Raw genomic sequence first — 19,393 nt, 5'->3', positions numbered from 1 at the left:
ACCGTTCAAAATCCGCTTAAAGGTCTTTTTATCGACGGGCTCCATTTTGGAGGGCGTCGATAAAAAGAGCAGACCAACCAAAGGGCGGTAGTAAAAAAACGCTCGATTTTTTGTGTCCATTTTATTGACATAAGACCAAATTGTTTCTCTGTCTGAGCAGTTTTCTTAGTCGGCAGAGAAAGACTCTTCTCTTTAACAAAGGTATGGCTTTAAACTCCAAATAAAAAAACTACCCATCTGTTATTCATGGGTAGTTGTAATCGCTTCCAGCTTTGCCTTTGTGATAGCAATTAGATCATTTAATTGTACATGGATTTGCATCCCAATTTTCCCAGCGCTAACAATAATATCGCCTTGCTCTTGTGCAGATGCATCAATGACTGTCGGATAAAGCTTCTTCATGCCCACAGGTGAGCAGCCACCACGTACGTAGCCTGTGTAGGTCAGTAACTCCTTGACAGGGAGCATTTCAATTTTTTTCTCTCCTACTACTTTCGCAGCCGCTTTTAAATCAAGCTCTTGAGCAACAGGAATAACAAATACAAAAAGCTTTTGTGCGCTTGCCTTTGCCACTAAAGTTTTAAAAACGCGAGAAGCTGGATGACCAATTTTTTCAGCGACCGAAATACCATCCACTTGACCATCGCCAGTTTCATATTCAATTACTTCGAATTGTATTTTTTGTTGCTCCAACAATCGTATAGCATTCGTCTTAGCATGCTTTGCCTTTGCCATATTTTAAAACTCCCATCTGCAACATTAAGCTATCATCGAGAACGTGGCTTCATTCCCTAGTCGATAGCCATTTTTCGCCATTTGGATATGGGTCGCATATTTTTCAGAAGCATGTTTAAATGTCCCTGCCTTGAATCCCTCCCCATAACTCTTACCGAAAATTGTATCTGCAAATGGATCTAATATCAATTCCTTCGTAAAACGTTCTGGTACTTTGACTTCAATGACTTCACTTAAATAAGCAGGCTCGCTGTCAGTTATTACGTTTTGATTGAATTCCTGACCCTGTAATTGTGCCTGAATTTGTTGAATTTGTGCGTTTGCACTTTCTGCGATACGTAAATCTTGAGTTGAAGGCTGTGCTGGTGATAATGCTGCATTACGTACTTGTTCTAAAACTTGCAACGTTTTTTCGGGATTCATACCAACTACATCTTCAACTTCTGATAGCTGAGAAAAGGAAATTGATTCATAACCCTCACTGTTGCCCATCTTATTTGCTTGTTCATGAGCCAGAACACTCTTTTTTGTTTGTTCCATCTCCTGAAAAATGGCTTGTTGTTGAGGCGTGACTTCCTGTGATTCCTCTTTTTGTTGCTCGAAGAGGTCTAAATCCTTTTGACCTAATAATAAACTCTCAAGCTCTTGCAATAATGGATTTTTCTTTGGCTGAAAATACAATGCATTTTTTCGATAGGCGTCCCCTGCTTCTTTTCGCTGCAATACTTTTTTGCGATTTGAAGTTGAAATTCTTTCATGTTCTATTAAACTTGATATTTTCATATGATCACCTCAGCTTTCTTACTTAATATGCAAGATCAATTATGCCTCGGCATAATTGAGTCTGGAATCGGCTTTGTGCTTACACAAAGAACTCCTTTCCGATTCCGTGACATCCGCCGGAGGCTTTAACTTCTTTCAGCGGGTGTTTGGACACCCGCTGAAAAGTAGCTTAAATTCGCATTCATCTCTCCACCTATAGAGGTGGGAGACTTCTGCTGAAAGAAGTTAAATATTAGATATGATAATATCCTCTATTAACTATATCTCTACCACCTGAACAGTTTCTGTACACTCATTATCGGAATTTTCTATATTAAATTCAAGCCCAAATTACTACTAACCTCCTAAAGAAATAATCTTTTTTTATTCACATAGGCATAAATACCTTTATAAAATCCTATATTTTCTTTTAATTAAAACTTTTCTACGAAACTTAACACTTTTCCTACTTTCCAAATAGTGTTAATTACATAAAAAAAACAGTCTTTTGGCACAGACTGTTTCTAACATTTTTTTTTAGGTTTAATAAGGATACTTCTATAGGCTAGGTAACCAAACCATGCGCCAAGCGTATTTAAAATTAAATCATCAATATCCGCTGAGCCAACCGTAAAAATAAATTGTATTGTTTCAACGGCTAAGCTAGATAAAAAACCTGCACATATCACTGCCCAAGCCCTCCGAAACTTTTTAGACAACAAAGGTAACAAAAAGCCCATAGGTGTAAATATTAATAAATTGCCGAGTAAATTAATAATAATGATATCCAAATTAAAATACTGAGAGTAGTTTATATAGCGCAGAATAGTTTCAAAGGGTACAAAATTTGTGGTTAATCGCCAGTCACTATAATCAAACAGACCTAATTCAATGAGTGTGTATTCGTCCTTCCATAAAATTATGATGACATCTACTAGACGATCAATGACTAATTTATAAAAAGCAATAAATGAATAGATACAAAAAGTAGTCCATCCTATTATTTTTAGGGGAAAATAATACGTATCAATCAACGAACGATAAGGCAATGGGAGCTTGGCATCACCTTGCATATTAGAAATATTATTTTTTTGCATGCCTAAACGACCTACTTCCTTATATTCTTCCCATATTTTAATATGCCCCCCATCCCCATGCAAGAGGTATATTAAGCTAAGTTTATAAATATTTATATTCAAGCAAGTTTAGACGTATTCAAAAGACCGACTCCTACCATTGAGCCGGCCTTGTAGTTTATCTATTGGATTTTCCGTACATATCTAGCATTAGGGGAAAAGCACCTTCAATAATTTTATACTGGATTAACTCCATGCTTACGCTCTGAGAATAATAAGTATTTTGACATATATAGCTCTAAACGTGATTCAAGTACTGTTCTTAAATCATTCGGTGCAATCACATCGTCAATGATTAGCTCTGATGCTAAACGATAAACATCAATTTCCTCCTGATATTCTTTGCGTTTTTCTGCAATAAAGCTTGCTTGCTCCTCTTTTGGAAGTTCTGCAATTTTATTAGCATATACAGCGTTCACTGCAGCTTCAGGTCCCATTACGGCAATTTGGGCGTTGGTTAATGCAATACAGCAATCCGGCTCGAATGCTGGACCAGCCATTGCATACAACCCTGCCCCATATGCCTTACGAACAATGACCGTTAGCTTTGGAACCGTTGCCTCACTCATTGCAAATATCATCTTTGCACCGTGACGGATAATGCCAGCCTTCTCAACCTGCGTCCCAATCATAAAGCCTGGTACATCTGCTAGGAAAAGGAGTGGAATATTAAACGCATCACAAAGTGAAATAAATTTTGCAGCTTTATCAGCAGAATCGTGGAATAATACGCCTCCTTTTACACGAGGCTGGTTTGCAATAATGCCAACCGATTGTCCTTTGATACGACCAAGCCCAGTTATTAATTCGGGAGCAAATAATTTTTTAACCTCACAAAATGAATCTTCATCAATAATACGATCGATTAATTTATACATATCAAAAGGTACATTTTGATTTTGAGGAATTAATTCTTCAATGGACTTATCAAATGAAGCTGGTGATTTAGCTTCCTCAATCTTGCTGCGTTCTGCATAGTTATTAGGAAAATAACCTAAATATTTTCTAGCATACGCAATGGCTTCCTGCTCCGTTTTAACGAGCACATCTCCACAACCAGAAACCGAACAGTGCATTTTTGCACCACCCATTGTTTCTAAGTCTACCTTTTCCCCGATAACCATTTCTGCCATACGTGGAGAACCTAAATACATGGATGCATTGCCCTCAACCATGACAACGATATCGCAAAAGGCAGGAATATAAGCGCCACCAGCAGCGGATGGTCCAAACAATAGGCATATTTGCGGTACTTTCCCGGAAAGTTTTACCTGATTATAGAAAATTCGCCCGGCACCTCTTCGTCCTGGGAACATCTCTAATTGATCTGTAATACGAGCACCTGCTGAATCAACTAGATAAAGTAATGGACAGTTTAATTTTTCGGCTGTTTCTTGTATACGAATCATTTTTTCTACTGTACGTTTACCCCAAGAGCCCGCTTTAATTGTTGAGTCATTTGCTAATACACAGACAGTACGACCATGTATTTTACCGATTCCTGTTATCACACCATCCGCTGGTAAATCACCTGCTAAACAGTTCGCATAAAGACCATCCTCTGATTGTAATCCATCGTCCAGTAATAATTCCAGTCGTTCCCGTACAAAGAGCTTTCCTTGTTGTGCATTTTTATCGTGATATTTCGGTAAACCACCTGCTAAAATTTTATCCTTTAGTGTAGTTGAATTATCTGTCGAAATATTGCTCATGTTAATTCCTCCCTTTGCCCAATCAGTTATGCCATAAAACCCTGACACTTTGCGCCTTTTGGTTTCTTACAAAAAATCAATATCGCCTTGGCGTTATTGCGTCCGGATTTTGAATTGTGCCCAGGCCTGCACGAGGCAGATCAGTTAGGCGTTTTCGCAGGATGCGAAGGTTTTAGGCTAACATCCTTTTATTCATTCCTTTGAAAATCCGTGACATCCGCCAGAGGCTTTGGGCCAACAGATGTTTTTTGTGCGAAAGCGTAGTGCTAACGTAGCGGCAGCAACAAGATGTTGGTCACTCAGTCATTGCCACAGGACGTGGCGTTCTTAGACTGAGTTCCTCTATTTCAGTAGGTGTAAAAGATAAATTATCTCCTACAATCCACCATGCTACATACTGTTCTATCAAGTGAAAACAGTATCAACAGGATATTGATTACACATGTGATTTCACAGGATGCCAGTTCCACTACTCAAATAGCAAAAAATTTTATTTCCCTGAGTATTGTGGTGCGCGTTTTTCTTGGAAGGCAAGCAAGCCCTCTAATCGATCTTCTGTAGGAATCAGAACACTATATGCGAGAGATTCAATTTTTAAGCCGCTTGCTAAATCCACCTCAACCCCTTGATTCATCGCTATTTTTGCCTGAATTAAGGAGAGCGGAGCATTTTTAGCCATTTCAAGTGCAAGCTGTATTGCCTTAGCATGTACCTCATGACCCTCATAAACGTACTCCACAATGCCATAGTCTTTAGCTTCCTCAGCACTTAATCGGCGCGCTGTATAGATTAATTCCTTTGCTTTTCCTATACCAATTAAACGCGGAAGACGCTGCGTGCCACCTGCTCCTGGAATAATGCCAAGAGATGTCTCAGTAAGTCCTACTTTTGTATGTTTAGCAGCAATACGTAAATCGCATGCTAATGCTAACTCAAGACCTCCGCCAAATGCCACACCATTTAATACAGCAATGACAGGTTGAGCAAGTGCTTCTACTTTTGTTACAGTCGCACCAATTAACTGAACAATCTGCTTAACCTGTTGATCAGACATACCTTTACGTTCTTTTAAATCGGCACCTGCACAAAAAGCCTTTTCCCCAGCACCTGTTAATAGCACTACTCGTACTGCTGAATCTCCGCTTATGTGATCCAGTGTTGCACCTAACTCTTTTAGTAGTTGGACAGACATAGCATTTGCAGCGTCAGGTCTTGTCAGTGTTATTAGCCCGATGTTACCTTCTACTATTTCAAAACGAACGAGTTGCGTCATTATTGATTCGCACTCCTTTCATTACGGACAATTGCCATTTGTTTAGATGCAACCGTCTTTCCAAGTTTCTCTTCTATAAAAAGTGCCGCCTCTAGCACTTTATTCATCTCTACACCTGTTTTAATACCCATTCCATCCAATAAATACAATAAATCTTCCGTGGCCACATTACCTGAAGCCCCCTTGGCGTATGGACATCCTCCCAGCCCGCCAAGTGCACTATCAAATTTTGTTATGCCCATTTCTAAGGATTTTAGGATGTTAGCGAGTGCTGTCCCTCGTGTATCATGAAAATGCATAGCAAAATGCTCTACAGGGTACCTTTTTAGTAATTCATTTAATAAGCTCTCTACCTGAGTCGGTACACCAACGCCAATCGTGTCACCAAGTGAAATTTCATCGATACCCATTTCTAATAGGTTTTCAGTCACTCTCAAAACCTTTTCTGGTTGTATGTAACCTTCATATGGGCAGCCAATCACTGTTGAAATATATCCTCGCACATTTTTATGAGCTGCCTTGGCCCCAGTAGCTACTTCCTCTAATATTGGAAATGTGTCGTGAATTGTTTTATTAATATTGCTCTGATTATGGCTTTCACTTGCTGACATAAAAACGCTCACTTCATCTACTTCTGCCTGCAATGCCCGTTCTAAGCCACGTATATTCGGTACGAGTGCAGCATAGGTAATATTTTTTTGTCGTTTAATGGTCTGAAGCACTTCTACCGCATCTGCCAATTGCGGTATCCATTTTGGATGCACAAAGGATGTGACCTCTATATAGTTCAAACCTGTATGGCTAAGTAAATTCACTAGCTGTACCTTGTCAGCAGTTGAAAGATGTGTCTTCTCATTTTGCAAGCCATCACGAGGACCTACTTCCTTTATCGTTACATGTGTTGGTAGTTGCATCAAGAAGCCCCCTCTTATTCAATTTCTAAAATATCATCATCAACATTAATGAAATCCCCTTCATTAGCAATGATTTTTGTCACCACGCCATCCTCTTCTGCCGCAATAGGAATCTCCATTTTCATGGACTCTAAAATCGCTACATCTTGACCTGCTGTCACTTTCTCTCCTTCTGCCACCACGATTTTCCATACTGTTCCCGCCATGCTTGCTTTTACTGTTGCCATTGTTCATCACTCCTAATTTTAAGTAGAGCATTCGCACTTGCAAATGCATGCGAATGCTTTGAATATTTTATTTCTTATTTTGACTGTGCTAATTGCGGTAAATAATATTCATCGACAAATTTAGTCGTTGTATTGCCTTTTAAAAATTGCTCATGCGTAACTGTTTTCAAGAGCATTGGTATATTTGTTTGAATTCCTTCTACTTTATAAGCTTGAAGTGCTTGAATAAGTCTTTCACATGCAATTGCACGTGTATTTCCCCACACAATTAGCTTGCTTATCATTGGATCATAGAAAGGTGTTACTGTTGAATCTGCCTCTACACCACATTCATGTCTAATACCCTCACCCTCAGGTAACTCTAGTGCTGTGATAATACCTGGCGAAGGGAAAAATGTGGCAGGATTTTCAGCATATATGCGCACTTCAATTGCATGCCCTTCTTTACGAATGCTCTCCCGCGTAAATGTTAATGGCTGTTTTGCTGCGATCTTTAATTGCTCCTCCACCAAATCTAGCTTTGTAATTTCCTCTGTTACGGGATGCTCTACCTGTAGACGTGTATTCATCTCTAAAAAGTAAAATTGTTGATTTACATCTACCAGATATTCAATCGTACCAGCATTCACATACCCAATATGCTTTGCTGCCTTGACGGACGCTTCTAGCATGCGTTCTCTTGTTTCAGCTGAAATGAAGGGAGATGGTGCTTCCTCCACTACTTTTTGATTTCTCCTCTGGATGGAACACTCACGTTCAAAGAGTGGTACAACATTGCCATGTTGGTCTGCAATTATTTGAACCTCAACATGATGCGGATTCGCAATAAATCGCTCCATATACATTGTCCCGTCTCCGAAAAATGACTGTGCTCGCTTTTGATTTCCCTCAAATGCCTTTGCCAGCTCCTCAGAATTTTCAACAAGCTGCATGCCGATACCGCCACCACCAGCAGAAGCTTTTAACATAACCGGATAGCCAAGACGGGCAGCAATTGCGATTGCCTCTTCTACATTTGCTACGGGTGTTTCTACACCTTCTACAATTGGTACACCCGCTGCCTTCATCGTTTTTCGTGCCTCTAATTTACTTCCCATCGAGGCAATAACATCTGCACTCGGTCCAATAAATATAAGGCCAGCCTCTGTACAACGCTGCGCAAAATCAGCGTTCTCTGATAATAAGCCATAGCCTGGATGAACAGCATCTGCACTACTTTCCTGTGCAATTTCGAGAATGCGGTCAATATTTAAATAGCTTTGTGCAACAGGCGGTTTTCCTACACAATACGCTTCATCAGCATCTTTAACATGTAGGCTACCAGCATCTGCCTCTGAATACACCGCAACTGTTTGAATATTTAGTCGCTTACAAGTTCTTATAATCCGCCTAGCGATCTCCCCACGGTTGGCAATTAAAACCTTCTTAAACATAACACCGCCCCTTCCTACATTACTGTCGCAACAAAATCCTCACGTAATTTATACTTTTGAACCTTTCCTGATGCAGTCATCGGATAATGATCAATAAAGAAAATATGCCGTGGAATTTTATGTCTAGAAATTTTATCTCTGCAGAAATCTCGAATCTCTTCCTCTGTTGCTTGTTCTCCCTCTCTCAGAATAATCCAAGCAGCCGCTTCCTCCCCATAAACAGGATCAGGAACGCCCGCAACCTGTACATCAGAAATTTTTGAATGCTTGTATAGGAACTCTTCAATTTCTCTCGGATATAAATTTTCGCCACCACGAATAATCATATCCTTTAAACGACCTGTTACCCGAATATAGCCAGCTTCATCCATCGTTGCTAAATCTCCAGTATGCAGCCAGCCTTGCTGATCGATGGCAAGATCCGTTTCTTCTGGATTTTTATAATACCCCTTCATCACGTGATAGCCTCTTGTGCAAAGCTCACCTTGCTCAAGCGGTGCAGCTACTTCATCTGTACCAGGAATGACAATTTTAACTTCTAGATTCGGTAATGCACGACCAACTGTTTCTACCTTTAATGCTAGTTGGTCATCTGTTCTTGTTTGTGTAATTACAGGAGATGATTCTGTTTGCCCATAGCAGATGGTAATATCCTTCATTCCCATCTTTTCGATAACAGCCTTCATCACCTCAATAGGACAGTTAGAGCCAGCCATGACACCCGTTCGCAATGTGGATAGATCAAACGACTCAAAATTAGGTAAATTGAGCTCACTAATAAACATTGTTGGTACACCATGCAACGCTGTGCATTTTTCTTTCTCAACTGTACTCAGTACCTCAGCAGGTGAAAATTCCTGTACTGGCACCATCGTCCCACCGCTAGTTGTGATAGCCAATGTTCCAATGACACATCCGAAGCAATGGAAGAACGGTACAGGAATACATAAACGATCCTTAGAAGTTAATCGCATGCATTCGGCAATATTTATAGCATTATTCACTAGGTTGTAATGCGTCAACATTACACCCTTTGGAAAGCCTGTTGTACCAGAAGTATATTGAATATTAATGACATCATCGTAATGAAGTGATTGCTGTCTTTGATCTAATTGCTCCTCTGTTACTTGCTCAGCGGCAGCTAAAACATCAGACCAATTAAGTACTCCAGGATATTTCGTCTCACCGATTAAAATAACATTTTTCAATAAAGGCAATCGCTTGGCTTGTAAATTACCTGGTTCACAATGCTCAAGCTCTGGACATAACTCTTGTAGTGTATTGATAAAAGAATGGTCTCGATAATTTTCAATTAAAAAAATTGTTTTTGCATCGGATTGCTTTAATAAATATTCCAACTCACTTGCACGATAATTTGTATTTACTGTGACGATCGGGGCGCCCATTTTACCTGTACCAAATTGTAACTGTACCCATTCTGGAACATTCGTTGTCCATACTGCGATATGTTCGCCCTTTTCTATACCGAGAGCCATTAGCCCTCTTGCAACTAAACGACTTTGACGATTTAACTGATCATAGGTCATTCGTAAATCCCTATCTGCATACACTAATGCTTCGTGCTGTGGATACTTTTCAGATTGTTCATCTAGCAATTGACCAATAGTTTGATACACAAGTTCTGCCATGAAAATCCTCCTTTATGCTAACTTCTTTCAGCTACAGAAGTCTCCCACCTCTATAGGTGGTGAGATGAATGCGGTTTTAAGTTACTTTTCAGCAGGTGTTCAAACATCTGCTGAAATAAGTTAAAGCCTCCAGCGGATGTCACAGAATCGAAAAGGAGTTCTTTGTGCAAAAACAAAGCCGATTCAGGACAGCAATTATGCCGAGGCATAATTGATTATGATTAACAACCAATTAAACGAGAAATAACGAGACGTTGAATTTCTGATGTTCCCTCACCGATTTCCATTAACTTAATGTCACGCAGATGACGCTCTACGTCGTATTCTTTCATATAGCCTGAACCGCCATGAATTTGAATTGCCTGATTACAAGTACGGAAGCCCATTTCAGAAGCAAATAATTTTGCCATTGCAGCTTCCTTTCCGAATGGTTTCTTTTGATCCTTAAGCCATGCCGCCTTATGTACTAACGTACGCGCAAGCTCTATTTCCATTGCCATATCAGCTAGTTTAAACTGGATAGCCTGTAGCTTTGATATTGGTGCACCAAATTGCTCACGTTCTTTAGCGAATTTTAATGCCTTTTCATAAGCAGCCTGTGCAATTCCTACCGACAAGGCAGCAATTGAAATCCGTCCACCATCTAACGTATTTAAAAATTGACTAAATCCGCGTTTTTCATCCCCTAAAAGATTAGCTCTTGGGACACGAACATTCTGCAAAACAATCTCACATGTATTTGAGCCACGAACACCCATTTTGTCGTAATTGCAATTTATTGTTACACCCGGAGTATTCGTTGGAACAATAATAGATGAAATAATTTTTTTACCATTTTCTCGCTTGCCTGTTACAGCTGTCACAATAATTTGACGTGCATAGCCTGCATTTGTAATCCAGCATTTTTCACCATTAATGACGTAATCATCACCATCAATAACAGCTGTTGTTCGCGTTCCACCAGCATCTGAACCTGCATTAGGCTCTGTTAAACCGAATGATCCTAATGTCTCGCCTTTTGCTAACGGAACAAGCCATTCTTGCTTTTGTTCCTCTGTGCCGAAATTATAGATTGGTGAAGCCCCTAAGCTAACTGCTGCAGCATAGCTTAATCCAGTACCTCCACACGCGCGCCCAATTTCTTCCACCGCTAAAGCATAAGACACTGTATCCCCGCCTGAACCACCGTATTCTTCAGGAAATGGAATACCCAATAAGCCTAGCTCCGCCATTTTTTCAAAGCTCTCTATTCTCATTGTCGATGTCTCATCAACCTCACGAGCATACGGTTTAATTTCTTTTTCAGCAAAATCACGAACCATGTCTCGAATCATCTCTTGCTCTTTCGTTAATTCAAAGTTCATCCCTAGTCCCCCTAATTTCTAATTTGCCATAGCAGATTTTGCTCAGATGACAGTTGCATGCACTAATCAATTTCGCCCTGGCGTAATTGCGTCCGGATTTTGAATTGTACGAGCACATTTCAAAATCCGTGACATCCGCCAGAGGCATTAGGCCAACGTGATGTTAGTCACTCAGTCATGTGTTGCTTTCGCACAGATAAATTGCCACAGGACGTGACGTTCTTAGATTGAGTTCCTCTATTTCAATAGGTGTTTGGAACCCATTGTAAAGGAACCGCATCCTATTCATCTCACCACCTTCAGAGGCGGGAATCTTGTACTGAGCGAAGATAAATACCGACTAGTCGGTTTGTTTGAACGATTAATAAAACCAGTGATGTTACTGGCTACCCCTTTACCATAAATTGAGTTGCTTCCTCCATTGCTTGTTCCGTCACAATCGCACGCAATACCATGTCTGTGAAGACTTCTGTAATCTCCTCCATTGTCAATGGACCTGTCTGTTTATACCATTTATATGTCCAGTTAATCATGCCAACAATAGCCATTGTGACAATTGTACACGGCAATTCCGTACGAAAATCATTGGTTTGTTGGCCCTCTCCTATAACTTTTTGTAAGATATCCCGATATTGATCTCTTTTTTTATGAATAATTTCACTATATTCCTCCGGTAGTGATCGGCTTTCCTCATAAAAAACAGTAATATGTGCTTGATACATATCAAATACTTGTGTCAGTGTTTGCAGCATTGCACATAAGCGTGTAATCGGTGTATCGTACTTGTCATAGGCATCCTGTGACTGTTTAATAACATACGAAATAAATACATCGTGAATTTCATATAACAATTCATCTTTCGATTTAAAATTATGATAAAATCCACCCTTTGATGCCCCAATATATTCGACAATGCGATCAACAGTTACATTGTGATAGCCATCTTGCTGAAACAGCACGACTGAAGCGTCTACAATTCTTTGTTTTAACGTTTTCTTTACCATAGGCATCTATCATCCTTCATCTAGCTCTTTACTCTATTACTCCTTATAATTAGAAAAAAATTTAGACTAGCTTGGCCTCAGAAAGTCATGTTGATTAAATGCATTTTTCCTAATTATCAATATCGCCTTGGCGTTATTGCGTCCGGATTTTGAATTGTGCCCAGGTCTGCATGAGGCAGGTCAGTTAGCCGTTTTCGCAGGATGCGAAGATTTTAGGCTAACCTCCTTTTATTCATTCCTTTGAAAATCCGTGACATCCGCCGATTATCTTCATTCAGTAGGTGTTTGGACACCCACTGAAAAGGAACCAAAATCGCATTCATCTCACCACCTGTAGAGGTGGGAGTCTTCTGCTGAATGAAGATAAAAATACTATGACAACTTTAATATAGCATTCATAAAAAAAGGTGTCTAGCAACAATATAGATTTTATTTTAAATTACGAGAATTTATGATACATTAAGCAGAAATTTAAAATCGTTAAATACATACTTACTGTATGATTGCTCTCTAGCTTTCATCACTGTTTTCATAAAAAAACTCCCTAATGCCAGTACAATGACAAAAGGGAATAGAGAACAGCAACTTTATTAATTACGCTCCAGCGTAATTGCAACTGCATTTTTTCGAGCTTGCTTCAAGATCCGTTTATACGCCAGTTGAATAGGAAAAAAACGGATTCCTCTCACCGTCTAGTGAGGAAGTATTCTTTACCTGATGCTTCGCTTTCAGTACAAAACATCTAATGAATCACGATCAGTCTTTCGGTTTTCGTAGCCATGACATCATAACAGCTATAATTAAAGCAAAGCCTAAATAGCCCATTGTAGAATATACCTTACCAACCAACGTCGTAAACCCAACTAAGCTTGCAGCAAAGCCTAGTAAACCAATGATCACAATACCTAGTTTAAAATATTTATGTTCAGGTGCTATGAAACGCACTGCAAATGCGTAAAACATGCCAACAGCTGTATTGTACATCATACCTAATAAAGCAATGGACATTAATACCCCTACTACAGGATGTATTTGCTTGGCAAGCTCTAATGTCGGCATTGCTACCCCACCAACTACATCCATTTTAACGAACATAGCAATATTAATTAATATTATTAAGGCACCTAGCATTAATCCGCCTAGCAAACCGCCAATACCGGCAACTTTGCGTTCTTTTACAGTCCCTCCCATAACAATTAACATCGCTGCACCAGCCGCAATATTATAAGATACATAAAGTAAAGCACCCATTAACCAATTTGAAGCTGCAGACGTTTGCTCTTTTGCTAAAGCATTTTGCTCTGCAATCGTTAAGTCCATCGTGAAAATGGAGTAAATTAATATAATAAAAATGATCCCCATTAAATATGGTGTCACTAGAGCTATTATATTGATAATATTTTTAACGTTTAACAGTAATGTTAAAATCGTAATACCTACCATAAAGATACTTCCAACCATTGGGTTAATGCCAAACATTTGCTGAAAGGTTGATCCTGATCCAGCAAACATAACAACAGCAACGCCAAATAAGAAAAACGTAATAACAATATCTAAAATAACCCCAATATAACGCCCACCAATGTGATAAATAACTTCTTTATGAGATGTCGTTTGTAGATCAGTCCCTAATTGTGCCAAGCTCATACCCAAAAATGCAAAGGCCACGGTTGCAACAATTCCTCCTATGATACCGTACAAGCCAAAGCTCGTGAAATATTGCATAATTTCTTGACCTGATGCAAAGCCAGCTCCAACAATTAATCCTACAAATGCGCCTCCAATTTGCCAGCTCTTTTTCATAGAACACCTACTATCCTTGTCCAATTATTGATATGTTTTTTTTGCCACTGTAAATGATTCAATCGTTTCTCTATTAATCTCATAGCCAATCCCTGGCTGCTGTGGCACTTCAATATAACCATCCTTCACGACAACTTCAGGATCTATGATGTCTTTTTCCCAATAGCGATTTGAGCCAGCTGTATCACCTGGTAAAACGAAATTGGATAGTGTTGTTAATGCGACGTTGTGAGCACGACCAATGCCAGATTCTAACATACCACCACACCAAACTGGAATGCTTTTAGCCTCACAATAATCGTGAATTTTCTTTGCCTCTGTCAAGCCGCCTACACGACCAATTTTAATATTAATAATTTTTGTACTACCCAATTCTATAGCCTTACGGGCATCCTCTAATGAATGAATACTTTCATCCAAACAAATGGGTGTATCGATTAATTTTTGTAATGTGGCATGATCAATAATGTCATCTGATGCTAAAGGCTGTTCAATCATTGTTAAATGAAATGCATCGAGTTGCTTGAGCGTTGCAGCATCCTCAAGGTTATAGGCTGAATTTGCATCAGCCATAAACGCTACATCAGGAAACGTTTCACGTAATGTACGCATTACTTCTATGTCCCAGCCTGGCTTAATTTTAATTTTCATGCGCTTATAGCCTTCTTGTACATAACCATCCACTAGCGCTACTAAATCATCAATTGAACTCTGGATGCCAATACTGATTCCTACTTCAATTTTGTCTTTTTGGCCCCCTAGTGCTGCTGCCAATGATTGCTTCGTCTGCTGTGCATAAATATCCCAAATCGCCCCTTCAATCGTTGATTTCGCCATATTATTTTTGCGGATAGGCTTAAATAATTCATTTACTTCATCTGGATGCTGAATGTCTTTATTCAATAGAAGAGGTACGAGGAAATCTTCTAACATATGCCAGTTTGTTTGCAGCGTTTCTTCATTGTACCAAGGAGAGCGGAAGGCAACAGATTCTCCCCAGCCAATGATTCCAGATTCATCTTTTGCCTCTAGCACTAAAAAGTCTTTATCATGAAATGTACCAAAGCTAGTTGTAAATGGTGCTTTTAATTTCATTTTGAGTTGTCGAATTGTAATTTCTGTAATTTTCATTATTTTTCTCCTTCTAGCGATAAAGCTACTTTTTTTACCAGCACATATTCATTGTATTTTTCTTGCTGCTGTAATTTCACAACAGCATATCCATGTGCAAATAGCTGCTGTAAAATATGTCTTGTTTTAAAACGCCAATCTAATGCTAAATCGGGATTTTTTACTTTCAATGCTTGAAAATCCTTTGGTACAGGCAACACATAAAAGTCTTTGTTATATTTCAAATTTTCAGTTATTTTTAAACACGGAAATCCTTGCTCATTTAGGCTACAGCTTGCCACAGGGACTGGATTTGTCACTTCAATTTCGATATCCTGCATCACATAGTCAGATGTTAAATGCCAGCTTACCTCAAAACGATCGGAGGGTAGCCCTTTATTTAAACCATCCTGCATTTCACCATAGCAATTTTCGATATATGTGCTACAAATCCCCTTTAATTTTGACAGATTTAAATAGGCATTACGTGTTTCTAAAGGATCAAAGGTCCACACCATTAAATCATAGCCTCGCTCAATCGCAATCAATCGCTGAGCATGCTTTAATTTTTCACCTATTCCCTGTGAACGATAGTTTTTATCAATCCCCAACATATGGGAGCATAAAAAGCTTTTTCCCTCTCGAAATCCTGAAAACCCATAGCTAAATCCAACTAAATGCTCTCCATCATAAGCACCAATAACAATTCCTCCATTCTTCACCGCTGTTAAAGTTTGATGGAGGGGTATGGGCGGCATCTCCCATACCTCATATTCTAGTTGTTGAACATTCTCCAATTGATCGATTGTTTTTATTTCTTTTATATCAATCATGGCTCTCTCTTCTTTCTCTCTTGTATCCCGTATTCATTGGGTAGTAAAGCTGCTAAAGCGCACGTAAAATGGCTCTTGTAATAATATTTACACCAGTAAGAAGTCTATCTTGATTAAAAGTCATTTTGGGATGATGAAGCCCTGGTGTTACACCACAGCCTAAACCAAGCATTGTAGCTTTTAGAAGTGGCCGCTCAAACGTATAAAAATGAAAATCCTCTCCTCCAGGTGTCACAACAGGTGGAGCACAAGCTTTCTCACCAACCACATCAATGATTGCGGCGTTCATATGCTGAAGTGCCTCATCGTGAACTAATGCAGCAACTATATGTGCATCAACATTTACGTCAATTTTTGCGCCATACATTGCCTCTACAGATGTCCTTACTCGTTCTACTCCCTCTGTAATAACTTGCATTACCTCATTCGTTTGGGCTCGGGCATCAATGCTAAAGGTTGCTTTTCCTGGAATAATATTGGTGGAAGAGCCTCCTGCATTAAATTGTGTCATTTTGACAGAAGCTGAAACATTGGGGTCTGTCCAAATTTTTTGTAAACCCTCTACAATAGCTGCGCCAACCTCAATAGCATTTATCCCTAGCTCTGGACGTGCACCATGCGCCTCCTCCCCTATAATTGATCCCGAAAAGAGTTTTGCAGCACCATGATATAATGCAGGTGCATATGTCCCATCGACTAGCTCCTTTAGCGGTCGAACATGAACACCAAATAAATATTCTAGGTTATCAATAAGACCCTTCTCGACTATTGCACGAGCACCCTGCGCCTTTTCTTCAGCAGGCTGAAATAAAATACGAACCGCCCCGGAAAGTAAATGCTCCATATCCTTTAAAAGAAGTGCCGTCCCAATAGCCATCGTCATATGACCATCATGTCCACAAGAATGATTAGCCTTAAAGACACCATCCACCTCCTGCCAAAGCGCATCTATGTCCGTACGAAAGCCTACTTTGGGTTCCCCTTTCCCAATATCAACATAAAGTCCTGTCATATCAGCGAACAAATGGGGCTCCATCTGTGCCTCTCTTAATAATTCAGCAATATATTGTGTCGTTTCATGCTCTTGCCAGCTTATTTCTGGATGCTCATGAAGATGTGTAAATATATCAGCCAAACGAGGCTGTAGATTTTGTAAAACTTGATTCATGTTATTCAACTCCATCGATTTGCTAAAAAGCTATTTTGGAAATCATCATATTTTACGCGCTGATTTTCATAATAGTCATGATCATGTGCCGTCATCCCTGCAATTAATGTATTCAAGAATGATATCAGGGCAGGCATTGCATCAATTGTTGACATCTCTTGCTGTTCGTTAACAAAAGTAATCGTTGAATATTGTGTAATAGGTGCAATTTGAGCATCTGTAATACCAATAATCTCACAATTTTTTTCTTGTATTTCAGCTGCAAATTGAATCGGTTCTTTAAAATAACGATGGAACGATAAAATTATGACAACACTTTCCTCATCAATATCTTGTATAGCACGAATAACCTCACTCGTTTCGAAGTTTAATAGCATAACATTTGGTCTTAAAAGATTTAGTGTAAAGTGTAGCCATTGTGCAGCTAAATAGGAGGAGCCATTACCAGCAATATAGATTTTCTTCTTTGTATGCAGTAGCTTTGAAGCTTTATTAAAATCTTCCTCATTAATGCCCTTTACCACCTGTAAAATATGTGATGCATCCTTCTCCATCGTTTTCTCATAAAAACGAGGGTTTTCGAAAAGTACCTGCTTTGAATGTAAATAGTTTTGCAAGCTACTTGTTTTCCCTTCATTGAATAAATGCATGGTTATTTCTCGCTGTAACTGCGCATAACCAGAAAGTCCTATCGCATAGCAAAAGCGTATGACCGTTGTTTCACTGACACCTGCTTTCTCACCAACATATGCTGCCGAATGAACACCAACTGTCTGCAAATTTTTCAGAATAAAAGTTGCTACCTTTTGTTGGCTTTTAGAAAGCTCTTGAAATTTATCTTGAATGACTTGTTGAATTGTTCGATCATCTCTCAAAGAAGTACATCCTTTTTTTATTTATTTTTGAAGTTTAAACTTCATTTTACATGTTACATAGACTATCACAATTTTTTTCGTAATTCAATATATTTTCTGAAATTTCTGTTTTTATAATTAATTTTAAGCTTAAAATTAATTATACCTCGGCATAATTGTGTCTGGAATCGGCTTTGTGCTTACACAAAGTTAAAAAGCCCTGTAACTACGAACTTTTACAGGGCTGCTCTTATTAAATTGCTTCAACAAAATGTATTCTATAAATGAGATCCACCACTGGCATCAAGTAATTGACCAGTTATCCAACGGCTGTCCGATGATGCTAAAAATGCTACAATATCTGCCACATCTTCAGGCTCTCCCCATCTATTGAAAATTGAAAGATCAGCCGCATATTTTTGTCCATCAGGATGTTGCAAAGTTTCAGCATTCATCTCTGTGTTAATAATCCCAGGCTGAATGGCATTGACGGTAATATGACGGCTCCCCAATTGCTTAGCTAAAAGACGAGTCAATGTGTCAATGGCTCCTTTAGACATACTATAGGCGAATACACTTGGTGATGCTACACGGGTTACAAACGAAGAGATATTAATAATACTTCCCCCATCTTTTAAGCGTGGTAAAGCTTGCTTCGTAACAAAAAGTGGTGCCTTGACGTTTATTTTCATAACCTCTTCAAAGGATTCTTCTGTTGTCTCCTCTAAAGTGACAATTTGCCCAATTCCGGCATTGTTAACTAGAATATCAATTTGATTACTGCCGGAATGCTCTAAAACACGATTATCTAACTTCGTAAATAAATCATGAATACCCTCAAGTGTACTCAAATCTGCACCAATGGCACAGGCCCTTCCACCAACTTGCTCAATCTGACGAACAACTGCTCCCGCTTCCATTTGCCCTTTTCCATAATGCACTGCTACAAATGCACCCTCTTGAGCCAAACGCAATGCAATACTACGTCCTATTCCTCGACTCGCTCCAGTCACAAGAGCAATTTTGCCAACTAATTTACCCATACACTCATCTCCCAGTTTAAAATAGTAGTAGAGGTTTACAATTTTTAAATTGGCTTCATTTTGATGGTCCTCTAGTACAGACAGAATCTTAACACGGAACAATGTTTAAAATGTTGCTCTCTTATTTTTCAAAGGTGTGAAATGAGGAAATAGAAAAAGCAGCAGTTTAACACAAACTGCTGCTTTCATAGTGTTGAAAAATTAAATAGTCAAGGGACTTTTTGTGAATATTTAGTCAAAATGAAGGTGATTTCCGTTCCAGGCTACTCGCTTTGCCGCTGACGCTTCGCTTTCGCGCAGAACAAGGCTTCCTGTGGGCGAGCGACGAGCCGCTTCCTGCGCTGGAGGAACGAAGACTAAATGCGTCACGTCC

At 39.2% G+C, this 19,393-nt stretch carries 17 protein-coding genes; all 17 read right to left on the bottom strand.

Going from position 1 to position 19,393, the window contains the following annotated elements:
• Window positions 1-240: 240 nt before the first annotated feature.
• Window positions 241-735, bottom strand: a complete 495-nt coding sequence (gene ybaK / locus ACQKIM_RS08485) for a Cys-tRNA(Pro) deacylase (RefSeq protein WP_427541915.1) — start codon at window positions 733-735, stop codon at window positions 241-243.
• A 24-nt stretch (window positions 736-759) separates the two neighbouring features.
• Window positions 760-1,518, bottom strand: a complete 759-nt coding sequence (locus tag ACQKIM_RS08480; RefSeq protein ID WP_427541912.1) for a hypothetical protein — start codon at window positions 1,516-1,518, stop codon at window positions 760-762.
• Between the two features lie 503 nt (window positions 1,519-2,021).
• Entirely contained in the window at window positions 2,022-2,594 is a 573-nt protein-coding gene (locus ACQKIM_RS08475; protein ID WP_427541909.1) for a VanZ family protein, read from the bottom strand.
• Between the two features lie 215 nt (window positions 2,595-2,809).
• On the bottom strand, window positions 2,810-4,345 hold the full coding sequence (locus ACQKIM_RS08470) for an acyl-CoA carboxylase subunit beta (protein ID WP_427541906.1): 1,536 nt from the start codon (window positions 4,343-4,345) through the stop codon (window positions 2,810-2,812).
• A 490-nt stretch (window positions 4,346-4,835) separates the two neighbouring features.
• Window positions 4,836-5,618, bottom strand: a complete 783-nt coding sequence (locus tag ACQKIM_RS08465; RefSeq protein WP_427541903.1) for an enoyl-CoA hydratase — start codon at window positions 5,616-5,618, stop codon at window positions 4,836-4,838.
• Window positions 5,618-6,532 carry a hydroxymethylglutaryl-CoA lyase gene (locus ACQKIM_RS08460; protein WP_427541900.1) on the bottom strand — a complete coding sequence of 305 codons (915 nt, stop codon included), beginning with the start codon at window positions 6,530-6,532 and terminating at the stop codon, window positions 5,618-5,620. Before ACQKIM_RS08460 ends, ACQKIM_RS08465 begins: the two co-directional genes overlap by 1 nt.
• A gap of 14 nt (window positions 6,533-6,546) precedes the next feature.
• On the bottom strand, window positions 6,547-6,759 hold the full coding sequence (locus ACQKIM_RS08455) for an acetyl-CoA carboxylase biotin carboxyl carrier protein subunit (protein ID WP_031418413.1): 213 nt from the start codon (window positions 6,757-6,759) through the stop codon (window positions 6,547-6,549).
• 74 nt (window positions 6,760-6,833) lie between these two features.
• Complete coding sequence (locus ACQKIM_RS08450) at window positions 6,834-8,192, bottom strand: acetyl-CoA carboxylase biotin carboxylase subunit (RefSeq protein WP_427541897.1); 1,359 nt, start codon at window positions 8,190-8,192, stop codon at window positions 6,834-6,836.
• Between the two features lie 14 nt (window positions 8,193-8,206).
• The gene (locus ACQKIM_RS08445; protein ID WP_427541894.1) at window positions 8,207-9,841 is read right to left on the bottom strand and encodes an AMP-binding protein; all 1,635 of its coding nucleotides are present in this window, start codon (window positions 9,839-9,841) and stop codon (window positions 8,207-8,209) included.
• Between the two features lie 221 nt (window positions 9,842-10,062).
• Complete coding sequence (locus tag ACQKIM_RS08440) at window positions 10,063-11,205, bottom strand: acyl-CoA dehydrogenase (RefSeq protein ID WP_427541891.1); 1,143 nt, start codon at window positions 11,203-11,205, stop codon at window positions 10,063-10,065.
• Between the two features lie 386 nt (window positions 11,206-11,591).
• The gene (locus tag ACQKIM_RS08435; protein ID WP_427541888.1) at window positions 11,592-12,209 is read right to left on the bottom strand and encodes a TetR/AcrR family transcriptional regulator; all 618 of its coding nucleotides are present in this window, start codon (window positions 12,207-12,209) and stop codon (window positions 11,592-11,594) included.
• A 756-nt stretch (window positions 12,210-12,965) separates the two neighbouring features.
• Window positions 12,966-14,012, bottom strand: a complete 1,047-nt coding sequence (locus ACQKIM_RS08430) for a YkvI family membrane protein (protein ID WP_427541885.1) — start codon at window positions 14,010-14,012, stop codon at window positions 12,966-12,968.
• 24 nt (window positions 14,013-14,036) lie between these two features.
• Window positions 14,037-15,143 (bottom strand): o-succinylbenzoate synthase, encoded by a 1,107-nt coding sequence (menC, locus tag ACQKIM_RS08425; RefSeq protein ID WP_427541882.1) that lies wholly within the window; start codon window positions 15,141-15,143, stop codon window positions 14,037-14,039.
• Window positions 15,143-15,955, bottom strand: coding sequence for a GNAT family N-acetyltransferase (locus ACQKIM_RS08420; RefSeq protein WP_427541879.1), 813 nt, complete (start codon window positions 15,953-15,955; stop codon window positions 15,143-15,145). Before ACQKIM_RS08420 ends, menC begins: the two co-directional genes overlap by 1 nt.
• A gap of 52 nt (window positions 15,956-16,007) precedes the next feature.
• Window positions 16,008-17,123, bottom strand: coding sequence for a M20 peptidase aminoacylase family protein (locus ACQKIM_RS08415; RefSeq protein WP_427541876.1), 1,116 nt, complete (start codon window positions 17,121-17,123; stop codon window positions 16,008-16,010).
• Window positions 17,124-17,128: 5 nt separating this feature from the next.
• Entirely contained in the window at window positions 17,129-17,998 is an 870-nt protein-coding gene (locus ACQKIM_RS08410) for a MurR/RpiR family transcriptional regulator (protein WP_427541873.1), read from the bottom strand.
• 257 nt (window positions 17,999-18,255) lie between these two features.
• Complete coding sequence (locus ACQKIM_RS08405; RefSeq protein WP_427541870.1) at window positions 18,256-19,020, bottom strand: SDR family oxidoreductase; 765 nt, start codon at window positions 19,018-19,020, stop codon at window positions 18,256-18,258.
• Window positions 19,021-19,393 lie beyond the last annotated feature (373 nt).

The sequence above is a fragment of the Lysinibacillus sp. NPDC047702 genome (assembly GCF_050272555.1).
Classification (GTDB): Bacteria; Bacillota; Bacilli; order Bacillales_A; family Planococcaceae; genus Lysinibacillus.
This window is presented reverse-complemented; position numbering and strand designations above follow the sequence as displayed.

Coding starts and splice junctions, on each gene's coding strand:
- ACQKIM_RS08435 (WP_427541888.1), bottom strand. CDS start 12,209: ATGGTAAAGAAAACGTTAAAACAAAGAATTGTAGACGCTTCAGTCGTG.
- ACQKIM_RS08440 (WP_427541891.1), bottom strand. CDS start 11,205: ATGAACTTTGAATTAACGAAAGAGCAAGAGATGATTCGAGACATGGTT.
- ACQKIM_RS08460 (WP_427541900.1), bottom strand. CDS start 6,532: ATGCAACTACCAACACATGTAACGATAAAGGAAGTAGGTCCTCGTGAT.
- menC (WP_427541882.1), bottom strand. CDS start 15,143: ATGAAAATTACAGAAATTACAATTCGACAACTCAAAATGAAATTAAAA.
- ACQKIM_RS08455 (WP_031418413.1), bottom strand. CDS start 6,759: ATGGCAACAGTAAAAGCAAGCATGGCGGGAACAGTATGGAAAATCGTG.
- ACQKIM_RS08420 (WP_427541879.1), bottom strand. CDS start 15,955: ATGATTGATATAAAAGAAATAAAAACAATCGATCAATTGGAGAATGTT.
- ACQKIM_RS08475 (WP_427541909.1), bottom strand. CDS start 2,594: ATGCAAAAAAATAATATTTCTAATATGCAAGGTGATGCCAAGCTCCCA.
- ACQKIM_RS08480 (WP_427541912.1), bottom strand. CDS start 1,518: ATGAAAATATCAAGTTTAATAGAACATGAAAGAATTTCAACTTCAAAT.
- ACQKIM_RS08430 (WP_427541885.1), bottom strand. CDS start 14,012: ATGAAAAAGAGCTGGCAAATTGGAGGCGCATTTGTAGGATTAATTGTT.
- ACQKIM_RS08445 (WP_427541894.1), bottom strand. CDS start 9,841: ATGGCAGAACTTGTGTATCAAACTATTGGTCAATTGCTAGATGAACAA.
- ACQKIM_RS08470 (WP_427541906.1), bottom strand. CDS start 4,345: ATGAGCAATATTTCGACAGATAATTCAACTACACTAAAGGATAAAATT.
- ybaK (WP_427541915.1), bottom strand. CDS start 735: ATGGCAAAGGCAAAGCATGCTAAGACGAATGCTATACGATTGTTGGAG.
- ACQKIM_RS08465 (WP_427541903.1), bottom strand. CDS start 5,618: ATGACGCAACTCGTTCGTTTTGAAATAGTAGAAGGTAACATCGGGCTA.
- ACQKIM_RS08450 (WP_427541897.1), bottom strand. CDS start 8,192: ATGTTTAAGAAGGTTTTAATTGCCAACCGTGGGGAGATCGCTAGGCGG.
- ACQKIM_RS08405 (WP_427541870.1), bottom strand. CDS start 19,020: ATGGGTAAATTAGTTGGCAAAATTGCTCTTGTGACTGGAGCGAGTCGA.
- ACQKIM_RS08415 (WP_427541876.1), bottom strand. CDS start 17,123: ATGAATCAAGTTTTACAAAATCTACAGCCTCGTTTGGCTGATATATTT.